A 12,548-nucleotide genomic window follows, 5' to 3' on the forward strand; every position below is an offset into this window, starting at 1 on the left:
AGTCCTGCTGAGCTTTGGAGAAAAGAAATTCGCATTTCGATTTTTAAAGATGTATTCTAAATACATATTAAAAAACTTCAACCCTTTTCAAGGAGGTTCCTCAAATGAAAGGCATCGCGGGAAAAGTCTTCTCACTGGCCGGGGAAAACGCGCCGGCCGCGGGCTGCACGATCTCAACTTCCCTTTCCGAGACCGGGCGCTATGCCATTTCCTGCTTTTCGCTTGCCGCCGGAACGGACATCGGCTCTGAGCTCTACGAGCACCCCAAAATCTGGCTCCTGCTGGAAGGCCAGGCCGAAGCCCTGGCCGGAGGCAAAGCCGCAGGGCTGAAGGCGGGTGACCTTTTCCTCACTCCGGTCGGAAATCCGGTCGGCATCCGAAGCGCCGAAGGGGCGGTCTATCTGGAAATCTCGCTTAAAAGCCCGGCCCGTGTGAATCCGGTCCTCAGGCCCGGGGCCGCCGCGCACATCACCGAAATCCTCCCGCTGCAACCCGGCCGGATTGTGAACCTTGATCTCGTGGCAAGCCCCTCGCTTAAGTTCGCTCTGATGAGCTTTGGCGCCGGCACAGGCCTTTCCGAGCACGCCGCGCCGGGCGACGCCCTGGTTTTGGCGCTCTCGGGCGAGGGCCTGATCGGGTACGAAGGCGAAAAGCATCCGATCCGGGCGGGCGAAAACTTCAAGTTCGCAGCAGGGGGCAGGCACAGCGTTGGGGCTCCTTCCGGCTTTCAGATGGCCCTGCTGCTTGAGCTCCCATAGAGCGCCCCGGGGTCCCTCGGCATCAGGTGCGGAGCAGCACTCCCTGGCCTGATTCCCGGCCCCCTTCGGGTGCACTCTGCGGGACCAGGGTGTGCGTTTCACGCTCTTTAAGCTCGATCGGACCACTTGAAAGCATGGCGGGTATACCCGGGGTCTTTGCGAGCAATGTGATTACTTAACTCTCATTTACCTACCATACTATCCATCATAAAGTCATGGATTTCTTTAGACAGCCTTAGACAGTCCGAGACGGAATTTTCTCGTAAATTTTTGATTTAATAAAAAATCCCAGACGTCCTAAGACAGTCTGGGATTAGTGTCTGGTGGAGCTGGCGGGAGTCGAACCCGCGTCCGCAAATCGTCCCCGTACAAATCTACATGCTTAGCAGGCGGATTTTAAAGTCTCACTTTCGCTCATGCCCGTCGGCGGGCCCTTCGAAAGCCAGTCGCTTGATCTCAACCTGCGCGTCACGACTCCGCGCAGATCCAGCCTGAGTATATGGTGATGCTGTCAGTTGCCTGACCCGGCCCTCAGACAAGCCGGTGCATCATCCCGCGGGATTAAGCCGCGAGAGCGTAACGCTCGTTATTGGCGTTTATTACTTTCCGAACTGTTTAACGAGGATTCCGGACCTCGACATGCATTGTGCCGCTTCGTGACCCACGTCGAAACCAAGGCAGCCCCAAAGGGGTTTTATTTTACCCGTTTTGAAGCAAGGAGCAAAGCCGCTGACAAATTTCCTCAAAACCCAAGCGCCGAGCGCAGGGCCGCGATGCCCTGCGCGGGAGCCTCGGACCGCCACAGCAGCTCAACCCACACGCGCCCCTCGGGCCCCTCCAGCCGGTCGGCCTGAATCTCACTTTTCACGTCCGAAGCCGAGAGCACCGAGGCCGGCACCGGGGCGAAGCCGCCGCCCGAGGCGACTGTCCGCAGAATCGAGGCGTAATCGGGCTGGTCCTCAACTGACAGGGGCTTCGCCCCCTGGCTGTCCATCCAGGCAAGAAGCCGCCTTCTGTAGGAGCAGCCCTCGGGCAGGGCCGCCATCGGAAGGTCTTCGAGATCGAAGGCGCTTTCCACCGGGCAGTGCGAGTCGGGATAGATCAGCATCACGTCCTCGCCGAAGGCCTTCGCCCGCCTGATCCCCGGATCCTCCGGGCAGTCGATCGCAAAGACTGCGTCGAATTCGCCCGCCTTCAGGCGCTTGAAAAGGTCGCGGCTGTGCCCGACCGTGACCGTCATCGGACAGGCCGCCTTAAGACGCGCCCGCACGGGCTCGAGCCGGGTCCTGAGCACGCTCTCGAGAGTGCCGAGCCGAAAGGTTTTGCCAGCCATCGCTGTCTCCTGGAAGAAAAAAGCCGTGGAGGTAAGTTAGCACGGCCTGAAGCGCTTCGCCTGCCCGCGCTGCAGGAAAAGCAAAAACCCGGAGGGAGGCCTACTCCGTCCGGGTTTCAGAGGGCTCCCCGGGTGAAGGCCTGCACTCAGGCAGGCCCTGACGCCGGGGCATTTCTGTTTTTTTTCAGGAAATGACGTAAAGCACGACGAGCAGAATCGTCATCACCGGCGCCGTACGGCGCACGATGTCCATCGGCGAGACCCCCGCGACGCCAGCCACAAGAATCAGGCCGCCGCACAGAGGCGACATCTGGCGTCCAAGGCCGCCTGCGATGGCGGCGAGCATGCCCAGAGAAGGAATGGTCATGCCGAATTCAGCAGCATGCGGAGTCACGGCCTCGTTAAAGGCAAAGGCCGCAGCGTCGCCAGAACCCGTGATCAGGCCGAGCAGGAACGGCCCAAGGGAGCCGCCCAGCTTCGCAATGGCCTGGGCGTGCTTGAGGAAGTCAACGAGCTGATCGATCACGCCCGCGGCGCGGAGTCCGGCGGCGAACACGCCGGCCGCGATGATGATGCCCATGATCTTCGCATAGCCGGAGCCCATGCCGTCGAAGAACTTCTTCGTGATCTCAGCAGGATTCGCACGAGTGACGAGGAAGCAGTAGATGGTGCCGATCAGCATGGCCGTGGCTACCGAAACCTTGAGCTCCTTGAACCAGATGGAACAGACCACGAGGATCACAACCGGCAGCAGCGGGGTGATGCCGCGCAGCACGCTCGGATGCTCAGGCAGATCCACTTTCCCGCCTGATCCGCTCAGGGCGAGGTTCGCTTCCATTTCCTCTTTGGTCTGATGCTTGTTGTAGTCCTTGTAGACCACGCACACCACCGTAAGGAGAATGATCGTGAGGAAGCCCAGAATCAGGATGCGGTTCGCATTAAGGCCAATCAGGTCCATCACGTCCATGTTCGCCATCTTCGCAATGAAGGCGTTGTGCGAGACGCCGGGGTTGAAGAAGGCAAAGGTCGAAATCGGAGCCACCACCACGGCGCCCGCAACAGCGGGCTTGAAACCCGCGCGGATCAGCAGCGGAATGATGGTCGGCGCGACTGCAGCCGAGCAGCCGGCGGTCGAAGGCAGCGCGATGCTGACCAACGCCGTGACGAGCCCGCAGGCGGGCAGCAGGAAGATGCCGATTCTCTTCAGAGGCTTGGTGAGAAGCCCGACCAGATGAACGTCGCAGCCGGTGAGCTTCACGACAGCTGCAAAGCCCATGGCCGAGCAGATGGCGATGATCAGGTTGGGGTTCGTCATCGACTTGTCGAACTGGTGGAAGGCCACCATCGGCTTCAATGACAGGAAAGCCATGAACAGGCCGCCGGCAATCAGCACCAGTCGAGTCTCGTAGCGCTTCACAAGGCCCCAGATGACGCCGATCACCCCGACTATGGCAACAATCGTAGTGAAAGTCTGCATTTTTTTACTCTCTGTTTTTTTGTTGCGCCTGACGCGCGCGGACCGGACTGGCCGCCCAACTTCGGGTCCCGGCTTCCGGACCAGCCGGCATCAGACCCTGCTACTATAAGCCCGGACAAAACGTTTTTCTATCCTACGGCCCGACGAAATATCACTAAGGCGGGATTGACTTTAGACCCGGCGGCGCGCCATCCCGGCCAGGGGGCCCCGGACCAGCCGGCGAAGCGCCAGGAAAATCATATATATGACTGCCCCCTGCCGCCTGAAGGCAACGGAAATGCGCCGGAGAATAGACCGGAAGATCTGCCCGCCGGCCGCGGCAGAAAACAATAGGACAACAGGCCATGGATGAATTTCTCGGACAGTTCGCGCTCCAGTTTGCCAAAAGCATTCCGCTTTTCATCCTGATTGCCGCAGGCTTTGCACTGTCGCGCTGGGGACGGTTCCCGAAAAGCGCGAGCGACGGGCTCGCAAAATTCGCCTTTTCGATTGCGCTGCCTGCGCTGCTCTTCCGGCTGCTCTCCCAGCAGTTCAAGAGTCAGAACAGCGCCGACCCGATGCTGCTCGTCGCTTTCTTCGGCGCCTGCCTCATCGTCTTTTCAATCGGCCATGTTTTCGCGGAGAAGGCCCTCAAAATCGGGCCGGTCGGCGCCTCGGTCTTCGGGACGGCCTGCGTGTTCTCCAACAACGGGCTGCTGGGACTGCCGCTGGCGATGGTGATGCTGGGCGACCAGTACATTCCGTCAGTTGCCGCGGTGCTCTCTCTTAACGCAATGGTGCTGTGGACTCTGGCGACCTTCTCCGCGGAGCTCTCCCAGAGAACCGGCGCGCTGTCGCTCTCGGCTTTCGCGCATACCGCCAGAATCGTCTTTAAGAACCCGCTCATACTGTCGATTTTCGCCGGCGCGATCTGGAACCTCACGCGAATCGAGCTGCCGTACGCCGTGGATGAGCCTCTGAGGCTTCTCGGCAACGCGGCCACGCCCCTTTCGCTTGTCGTGGTCGGCATGGGGCTTGCGGAATACGGCATCGGCAAAGGCCTTCGCACGGGGGCAATCGTCAGCTTTGGAAAGCTCGCGGTGCAGCCCCTGGTCGTCTTTCTCCTCACCCGTCTGATCGGGCTCGGCCCGGTCGAATCGACCGCCGTGGTCTTTCTGGGGTCGCTGCCCTGCGGCGTGAACGTCTATCTGATGGCCAAGCAGTTCCGGGTGATCGAGGCGGAAATCGCCAACGCGATGGTGATCACGACGCTCGTCTCGGCCCTCACGGTGCCGCTTATCGTGACAGCCCTGAAGCACGTCTTCTGAAAGCGAAGGCCGGAAGACCCGGGCGCCGGGAAAGCGAAAAAAGAAGCCCCGCTTTCTTTCGGCGGAAAGGAAACCTGCGGCATTCAGGCCTGAAGTCAGGCCCCGGCGGCAGCGGGCAGACTCCCGGAGCGGGGCCGCGGGATTCACCAGAAACGAAACGCCCGGGCGAGCCGCTGCTCGTCCGGGCGCTGAAACTGGCGGAAGGGGAGGGATTCGAACCCTCGATAGGGCGAGGCCCTATGCCGCCTTTCCAGGGCGGTACATTCAACCACTCTGCCACCCTTCCATGGGATGGGTTTCGCTCAAGCCTTTCAGGCCCGGCCCGGATAAAGGTTTACGTCTCCGGACGCGATCGCAAGCGATCAGCGAGACTTGAAATTATACATACCGATTTCCCATTGTCAAATTTCCTCCGGGAGTAAAATAATAGTTTTCCTTAAGTGAGCGGCAGATCCTGCCGTTTTTGTCTTACTGACTGCCAGAGGTAATTTTCATGGCTCATGTTGTTTGTGACGGCTGCGTCAACTGCAAGCACACCGACTGCGTGGACGTCTGCCCGGTCGATGCCTTCCGCGAAGGCCCCAACTTTCTCGTGATCGATCCCGACGAGTGCATCGACTGCGCCGTGTGCATCCCCGAGTGCCCCGAAGCGGCCATCTTCTCCGAGGAGGACGTTCCCGCGGGCCAGGAGCAGTACATCCAGATCAACGCGGAGCTCTCCAAGCAGTGGCCTTCGATCACCCGCCGCAAGCCGCCGATGGAAGGCTGGGAAAAGTGGTCCAACGTCAAGGACAAGCTGAAGTACCTGAAGCGCTGAGCGGGCCGCGCCCATGGCTCAGCCCGAACTTCTCGAGGCCCTCGAAGACGCCCTTCCCCAGACCCAGTGCCGGCAGTGCGGCTTTGAGGGCTGCGCAGCCTACGCACGGGCCATGGCCGAAGGCCGCGCCCCGCTGAATCGCTGCGCCTCCGGGGGCGAGGCGGGCATCCGGCAGCTCGCCCGTATCCTGGGCACAAAGCCCCTGCCCCTCGACCCGGAGTACGGCAGGGAGATGCCTTTTGCGATCGCCCGCATCCGCGCCTCGGAATGCATCGGCTGCGGGCGTTGCCTCCGAGTCTGCCCGGTCGACGCCGTGATCGGGGGGCAGAAGAGGCTGCATGCCGTGATCGAGGGCGTCTGCACGGGATGCGCCCTCTGCCAGAGCGCCTGCCCGCTTGCCTGCATCGACATGGTCGAAGCCGGCCGCGTCTGGAGCCGGGAGGACGCCCGCCTTGCAAGGCGCCGCCACGAGCAGAAGCTCAGCCGGCTCGAAGGCGAGCGCGCCAGGGCCGCAGAGCTCTACCGGTCGCTGGGAGAAGGCGACGAGAACCGCAGAAAAGAGGCCATCCTCGCCCTTCTGGGGCTCGCCCCGAAAAAAAACTGAGACCCGCTCCTGCCTTTCGAGGACGTCCATGAACAAGGAAAAAAGAGAGGCCATTTACCGCGCGCTCGCAGCCGCGAGGCCCAATCCGCAAAGCGAACTGAAATACAGCACCCCCTTTGAGCTGCTGGTGGCCGTCGTGCTTTCCGCGCAGGCGACCGACAGGAGTGTGAACGAAGCCACCGCGGTGCTCTACCCCCGGGCGAACACCCCGGAGGCGATTCTCGCCCTGGGCGAAGACGGGCTCATCCCCTACATCAACCGCATCGGGCTCTACCGCTCCAAGGCAAAGCATGTGATCGGGCTGTGCCGGGAGCTGATCGAGCGCTTCGGCGGCAGGGTGCCCGATGACTTCGACGCGCTCTGCTCGCTGCCGGGCGTGGGGCACAAGACCGCAAACGTCGTCCTCAACGTCGCCTTCGGACACCCGACGGTCGCGGTCGACACCCACATCTTCCGCGTCGCGAACCGCACGGGGCTCGCCCGGGGATCGACTCCCGACGAGGTCTCGGAGAAAATCCGCCGGACCTGCCCGAAGGATCTGCTGCGCAACGTCCACCACTGGCTGCTGCTGCACGGCAGGTACTGCTGCACGGCGCGGCGCCCCCGCTGCTGGGAGTGCCCGATCAAGGCTCTGTGCGAGTTCACGGAAAAGACCCCGCAGCCGCAGCCCGTGCCCGTGAGGCACATCCTTCCCAAAGGGCCGGCGGGCAGGAAGCGCGGGACGCCGTCCCCATCACTGAAAAATAAAACGAAAAAACAGGACTCATGACTGAGAACATTCAGACCATGCCGCGCCTCTCGCTGACGGCGCAGGGCATTCCCGACGACATCCTCGGCCCCATTCTCGCCGAAGGCACGGATCCCTCCTTTATCTCCTTCGGTGGCGGCCTGCCCTGCCCCGAGGGCTTTCCGGTCGATGCGATGCGCAGGGCCTGCGACGAGGTGCTGCGCAGCAGCGCCCAGCGCGCCCTCCAGTACTCCGGCCCGCAGGGCGAAATTGAACTGCGCGAGGCGGTCGCGCGCTACGAGACCGAGCAGCGCGGAACGCCTACAACGCCCGATGAGGTGCTCATCACCTCCGGCAGCCAGCAGGGGCTTGATCTGTGCGCGAGGGCTTTCTGCGACCCGGGCTCCCGCATCCTCGTCCAGCGCCCGACCTACATTGGCGCTCTCGAAGCCTTCAATCTGTCGCGGCCCGCTTACGTCGAGCTGCCCGAAGGCCCCGACGGGCTCGAGCCCGAGGCCATCGGCGAGGAGGCCCGCGGCGCACGCTTTGCCTACATTCTGCCCACGTTCTCCAACCCGACGGGCCGCACGCTGGGCCGCGCCGCGCGCGAGGCGCTTGCCGAGCGGGCGCGCAGCCTCGATTTCTGGATCCTGGAAGACGACCCTTACGGTGAACTCTGGTACCGCAAGGCTCCGCCCTGCACCATCCGCTCGCTCGCCCCGGAGCGCACAATCCGCATGAGCTCCTTCTCCAAGATCCTGGCCCCGGGGATCCGCCTGGGCTACATCACGGGACCGGCCAGGGTGATCCGCATCCTCACGCTCATCCAGAGCTTCGCGGTGCTCTCCACGCCTGCCGTGAACCAGCTCGCGGCTGCCCGGGTTCTTTCCTCAGGGCTCATGGAAACGCACCTTCCGGAAGTCCGCGCGATCTACCTCGAGCACGCCGAGGCGATGCTCTCCGAGCTCGAGGAGCTGATGCCCCGGCACCCAGAGATCCACTGGACGCACCCCGAAGGGGGCATGTTCATCTGGCTGCACCTGCCGAAGCAGCTCGACACCTTCGCGATGATGCACCGCGCCATTGAAAAGAAGATACTCTACCTGCCCGGCCAGTTCTTCTACGCCCTGCGGCCTGACGTGAACTGCATCCGGCTCGCTTTTGTGACGGTGCGCAAGGATCTGATGCGGGAAGGCGTGAAACGCCTATCCTCGCTCATCCGCGATGAGCTCCATCTCTGACACTTTTTTCGGAGGCCTGTAAGACAATGACTCTTCCACGCATTGAAGTGCTCACCACCGGGGGCACCATCGCCGGAACCGGCGACTCGGCCTCGGGCTCCGCCTATCACTCGGGCGAGCTTTCCGGCGAGCAGCTGCTCGCCTCGGTGCCCGATCTCGGCCGCGTAGCCCAGGTCTCCGTGCGCCAGATCGCGAACATCCCCTCCCAGGACATGAACGAGACGGTCTGGATCCGGCTCGCCCGCGCAATCGATGAGGACCGGGACCGGTTTGACGGGTTCGTGGTGACGCACGGCACCGACACGATGGAGGAAACCTCCTTTTTCCTCGACCTCGTGCTCAAGCCCGGCCGCCCCGTCGTTCTCACCGGCGCGATGCTGCCCTCGACCGCCATTTCGGCCGACGGCCCGAGAAACATCTTCAATGCGGTCTGCACGGCCGCCTGTCCCGGCGCCGCGGCCTACGGTGTGCTTGTCGCGATGAACAGCGAGCTTTACGCCGCCCGCGGGCTGCTGAAGTCGCACACGACTTCAGTGGCCACGTTCCGCGCCCGCATCACGGGCCCGGTGGGCTGGACGCAGAACGGAGAAGTGCATTTCGCAGCCGCTCCCGCGCGCGTGCCCGGCCTGCCTCTCGCCTCGAGCGCCGACCTGGATGAGACCAAGGGGCTGCCGCGGGTCGCGGTCATCGCGACCTGGGCGGGCGTCGACGGCGTGGCCCTTGATGCCTGCGCGCAGGCGGGCTGCCGCGGCATTGTGATCGAAGGCATGGGCGACGGCAACGTTCCCTCGGGCCTCATGCACGCGGCCGACGCCGCGGCCTCCGAAGGGATCGCCGTCGTGCGGGCGAGCCGCTCGCCCTTCGGCGCGGTCCTCGCGGCCGGCGAAATAAATGACGCGCAGCACGGCTTTGTCTGCGGCGGGTCGCTGTCGCCTTCCCAAGCGCGCGTGCTGCTGCAGCTCGCGCTGCTCATGCGGCCCGACGCCTCCCGGGAGAGCCTTCAGGCGCTCTTCGCCCGTTTCTGACTTTTTCTATCTGTCCGAGCCAAAAAAGGAGCCTTTCAGCCATGGCCTTGCCCGAACCCTTAGCCGGACTCGCTGCCGGCGGCATTCCCGCGCAGTCTCTCTGGGATGAAGAAAACGAAACGCTCGCCCTTCGGTTCCCGAACACCTACCCCGGCACAGGCGAAGAGGTGATGGTGTACGTGGCGCCGGACTCGGAGACCGGCGGCTGGAAGGTTGACGACGGAGGCGGCGCCTCGGGGCTCCTTGACGAAGCTGGGGCGGATCCCTCCGATGCGGCCGTGACAGCCTTTCTCAAGGCTTCCTACGAGGAAAGCGTGCTCATGATGAACGAGGCGGGCGAATTCGGCATTCCCGTACTCGAGGCCGAAGACCTTCCGGGCGCAGTGGCGGAGGTCGCGGCCGCCAGCGTCGCTCTTTACGTCCTCGGCCGCTTCGGGGCGGCTCGCCTCTGATGGCGCGGCCGGCCTACCGGGGCCGCTTCGCCCCGTCGCCCACGGGGCTGCTGCATGCGGGCAGCCTCCTTGCCGCCCTCGCCTCGTGGCTCGATGCCCGGGCCCACGGCGGCCTCTGGCTTGTGCGGATCGAGGACATCGATCCCTTCCGCGACATCCCGGGCGCGGGCGAGAAGATCCTGCAGACGCTTGCCCGCTTCAGCCTGGCCTCGGACGAGCCCGTGCTCTGGCAGCACGACAGGCTTGGGGCCTACCGGGAGGCACTCAGCCGCCTGCTTGAAAAAGGAATGGCCTACGGCTGCGCCTGCTCGCGCCACGAAATCCTTGACTGGCACCACATCTACGGCGGCAATCCCGCGGTCTATCCCGGTCTGTGCAGGAACGGCACAGGGGGGCGCCCCGTGCGCTCGATACGCCTGAGGGTCGACGACGAACCGGTCGCGTTCACGGACCGACGCCGCGGCCCCTTTGTCCAGAGGCTGGAAAGCGAGCTGGGAGACTTCATCATCCGCCGCGCGGACGGCCTGCCCGCCTACCAGCTCGCAGTGGTGGTGGACGACGGCTTCCAGGGCGTCACCGATATCGTGCGGGGCGAGGATCTGCTCGACAACACGCCACGCCAGATCGCGCTGCAGAGGGCGCTCGGGCTGCCGCAGCCGCGTTACCTGCACCTTCCGCTTGTCCTGAACGAAAGGGGGGAAAAGCTCTCGAAGCAGGCGGGGGCCGCGCCCCTGCCCGAGGACGACACCATGGGCTGCCTCGAGCGGGCCTGGGCGGGGCTGGGCTTTCCGAGAATCGGAGCCGGCTCGCCCCAGGCCTTCCTCAGGGCGGCCATCCCGATCTGGGCCGGCCGCTGGGGCGGCTGAAGGACAGAGCCCCCGGCCTGCGGCCTCCGCTTTTTTTACGAAGCCGCTGCCCGCGCCGCGGCGGGCAGAAAGACCTTCACGCAGGTGCCGCGCCCGGGCTCGGACTCGATCGTGAGCTTCGCCCCGATCTTCTTCGCCCGCTCCTCCATGATCGACAGGCCCACGTGCCTCGCGCGCCGCGCCTCGGCCAGCCTGCGGTCGATGCCGACCCCGTCGTCGGTCACTGAGGCGGTGAAATTCTCGTAGTTCTCCACCCTCACCTCCGCATGCTTCGCCTTCGCATGCTTGCGCACGTTGGACAGCGCCTCCTGAACGATGAAGGTGATCTGCAGCTTCTGCTTTTCCGTGAGGTGCGGGCCGCTGCCGTTGATCACGACGCGGGCCTCGACGCCGGACTGCGCCTCGAAGCGCCGGGTCACCGTGAGCAGCGCGGTCTTGAAGTCCTCCTTGTGGATCTTTTCCCGGAAGTTGAGCAGCAGCTCACGCACATTCTCGTAGCTCTCCTGAACGCCGGCCTTGATCTGCTTCACGCACTCGGCCACCATCGGACGGTCGTTGCTCGCGAGCGACGACTCGAGCAGCTGCACCTGCATGTTGAGGAAGGAGAGCGTCTGCGCGATCGAATCGTGCAGTCCCTGGGCCATGAATGTGCGCTCCTGGACCACGGCGAACTGGCGCTCGCGCTCGTTGAGCCGGTAGTTTTCGACCGCGATTCCCAGATGCGTGCCGAAGGATTCGAGCTGACGGAAGGCGGGCGAAGGAATGTAACGGTCATCCTTGAACTCGAGCTCAAAGATACCGAGGTTGTTCTGCCCGTTTCTCAGGTGGAAGATATAGGCGCAGGCAAAACCCTCGCTCATGAGCAGCCTCGCCCCGTCGGTGCTGATGGAGGAAAGCTCGAAGCGCGTGGGCAGAGGCTTGGAGAAGGCCTCGCGCACCGGATTGTTTTCGTTGGGTTCCCGGGTGGCGACGTCGAGGTACTGGCCGGAGAGCCCGATCGAGGCGGCGAACGGCAGCCTGTCGCTCGCGCTGTCGAAGAGCCGGACGGCGCAGGCGTCGGCCTTGGTGTAGCTGCGGATGCGCTCGAGGAACCCTTCGGCCATGTCCTCAATCCCGTTGGACTGGCTCAGGAAGGTGGTCATCTCGTAGAGCTGGGCAAGATTCGTGTTCTTTTCCTGCACCGAGGCGGTCTTTTCGGCCACCTTCTCTTCGAGGTTGTTGTACAGGTCCTCGAGCCTCGCGGTCATCCGGTTGAAGCCCTCGCCGATCTGCCCGAATTCGTCGCTGCGGCCGATGTGCACGCGCGCCGACAGGTCTCCGGCCGTCACCTGGCCTATCACCTTGCCCAGCGCCTGCACCGGGCGGATCACCCAGACGTTAAGCAGGTAGAGGATGACAAAGAGGCTGCCGATCGCCAGCAGCATGATGAGCACCTGCAGGTAGCGCATCTGCTCGATGTAGCTCTGCCGGTAGCTTTCGATGTTGTTCTTCAGGTAATCGAGCGCGCCAATGTACTCGTGGAAGGCGGAGGAGTTGAAAACCAGGCCCGTGCGCTGCTTGTTGACCAGCCGCGTCTTCACCTCATTGAGCCAGATGAGGCGCACGCGGTCGATTCCTTCCTTCACCTGCGGCGTGTTGGGCAGCTTGAAGGGCTTCCAGAAGTTCTCCTCGCTCAGGCCGTCGAGCAGCTTCTCCGTATGGCTGATCTCCTCGTTGAGCATCTCGGGCGAATAGCCGGGGTTGGCGAAGACCCCTGCCTTGTGGAAACTCAGCTTGATTTCATAGATCTGGTTCACAGCCGCCGCCGAAGACTCCGAGTTCCAGCTGAGCAGCATCGTATAGCCCACCACCCCCACCACAAAGGACACCCACAGAGCCGTGAGCGCGAGCAGCCTCATCGAGAGGCTGCGAAATTTGATCTGGCCGTTTTTCATCTGTCCA

Annotated in this window: 12 protein-coding genes, 1 tRNA gene and 1 other RNA gene; 9 read left to right on the plus strand and 5 right to left on the minus strand. The window is 63.4% G+C overall.

Annotated features, from left to right (window positions below):
* Positions 1–104 precede the first annotated feature (104 nt).
* Positions 105–758, plus strand: a complete 654-nt coding sequence (locus MAF45_RS03380; RefSeq protein WP_237978143.1) for a cupin domain-containing protein — start codon at positions 105–107, stop codon at positions 756–758.
* Positions 759–1,079: 321 nt separating this feature from the next.
* Here the strand turns inward: MAF45_RS03380 and ssrA are convergent.
* From ssrA to dcuC, 3 genes are all read right to left on the minus strand, one after another.
* Positions 1,080–1,443: a transfer-messenger RNA gene (gene ssrA / locus MAF45_RS03385) on the minus strand.
* Between the two features lie 57 nt (positions 1,444–1,500).
* Positions 1,501–2,091 (minus strand): LysR substrate-binding domain-containing protein, encoded by a 591-nt coding sequence (locus MAF45_RS03390; RefSeq protein ID WP_237978144.1) that lies wholly within the window; start codon positions 2,089–2,091, stop codon positions 1,501–1,503.
* Positions 2,092–2,275: 184 nt separating this feature from the next.
* Complete coding sequence (gene dcuC / locus MAF45_RS03395) at positions 2,276–3,568, minus strand: C4-dicarboxylate transporter DcuC (protein WP_237978145.1); 1,293 nt, start codon at positions 3,566–3,568, stop codon at positions 2,276–2,278.
* A 344-nt stretch (positions 3,569–3,912) separates the two neighbouring features.
* Between dcuC and MAF45_RS03400 the strand changes: the two genes are divergently transcribed.
* Positions 3,913–4,875, plus strand: a complete 963-nt coding sequence (locus MAF45_RS03400; protein WP_237978146.1) for an AEC family transporter — start codon at positions 3,913–3,915, stop codon at positions 4,873–4,875.
* 195 nt (positions 4,876–5,070) lie between these two features.
* Here the strand turns inward: MAF45_RS03400 and MAF45_RS03405 are convergent.
* Positions 5,071–5,161 (minus strand) — tRNA-Ser (locus MAF45_RS03405).
* A gap of 207 nt (positions 5,162–5,368) precedes the next feature.
* Here MAF45_RS03405 and fdxA point away from each other — a divergent pair.
* Genes fdxA through gluQRS form a run of 7 tightly spaced genes read left to right on the plus strand, consistent with a single transcriptional unit; the run spans position 5,369 to position 10,607 of the window.
* Complete coding sequence (gene fdxA / locus MAF45_RS03410; protein ID WP_237978147.1) at positions 5,369–5,692, plus strand: ferredoxin FdxA; 324 nt, start codon at positions 5,369–5,371, stop codon at positions 5,690–5,692.
* Positions 5,693–5,705: 13 nt separating this feature from the next.
* Positions 5,706–6,296 carry an RnfABCDGE type electron transport complex subunit B gene (locus MAF45_RS03415; RefSeq protein WP_237978148.1) on the plus strand — a complete coding sequence of 197 codons (591 nt, stop codon included), beginning with the start codon at positions 5,706–5,708 and terminating at the stop codon, positions 6,294–6,296.
* Positions 6,297–6,324: 28 nt separating this feature from the next.
* On the plus strand, positions 6,325–7,065 hold the full coding sequence (nth, locus tag MAF45_RS03420; RefSeq protein WP_237978149.1) for an endonuclease III: 741 nt from the start codon (positions 6,325–6,327) through the stop codon (positions 7,063–7,065).
* Positions 7,062–8,264 carry an aminotransferase-like domain-containing protein gene (locus tag MAF45_RS03425; protein ID WP_237978150.1) on the plus strand — a complete coding sequence of 401 codons (1,203 nt, stop codon included), beginning with the start codon at positions 7,062–7,064 and terminating at the stop codon, positions 8,262–8,264. The genes nth and MAF45_RS03425 overlap by 4 nt, the downstream gene beginning before the upstream one ends.
* Positions 8,261–9,289, plus strand: a complete 1,029-nt coding sequence (locus MAF45_RS03430) for an asparaginase (RefSeq protein ID WP_283206986.1) — start codon at positions 8,261–8,263, stop codon at positions 9,287–9,289. The genes MAF45_RS03425 and MAF45_RS03430 overlap by 4 nt, the downstream gene beginning before the upstream one ends.
* 41 nt (positions 9,290–9,330) lie before the next feature.
* On the plus strand, positions 9,331–9,741 hold the full coding sequence (locus MAF45_RS03435; protein WP_237978152.1) for a hypothetical protein: 411 nt from the start codon (positions 9,331–9,333) through the stop codon (positions 9,739–9,741).
* Complete coding sequence (gene gluQRS, locus MAF45_RS03440) at positions 9,741–10,607, plus strand: tRNA glutamyl-Q(34) synthetase GluQRS (RefSeq protein WP_237978153.1); 867 nt, start codon at positions 9,741–9,743, stop codon at positions 10,605–10,607. Before MAF45_RS03435 ends, gluQRS begins: the two co-directional genes overlap by 1 nt.
* A gap of 35 nt (positions 10,608–10,642) precedes the next feature.
* Here gluQRS and MAF45_RS03445 read toward each other — a convergent pair whose 3' ends face one another.
* The gene (locus MAF45_RS03445; RefSeq protein WP_237978154.1) at positions 10,643–12,541 is read right to left on the minus strand and encodes an ATP-binding protein; all 1,899 of its coding nucleotides are present in this window, start codon (positions 12,539–12,541) and stop codon (positions 10,643–10,645) included.
* Between the last annotated feature and the right edge of the window lie 7 nt (positions 12,542–12,548).

The sequence above is a fragment of the Mesosutterella porci genome, from assembly GCF_022134585.1.
In the GTDB taxonomy this organism is placed as follows: Bacteria; Pseudomonadota; Gammaproteobacteria; order Burkholderiales; family Burkholderiaceae_F; genus Mesosutterella; species Mesosutterella porci.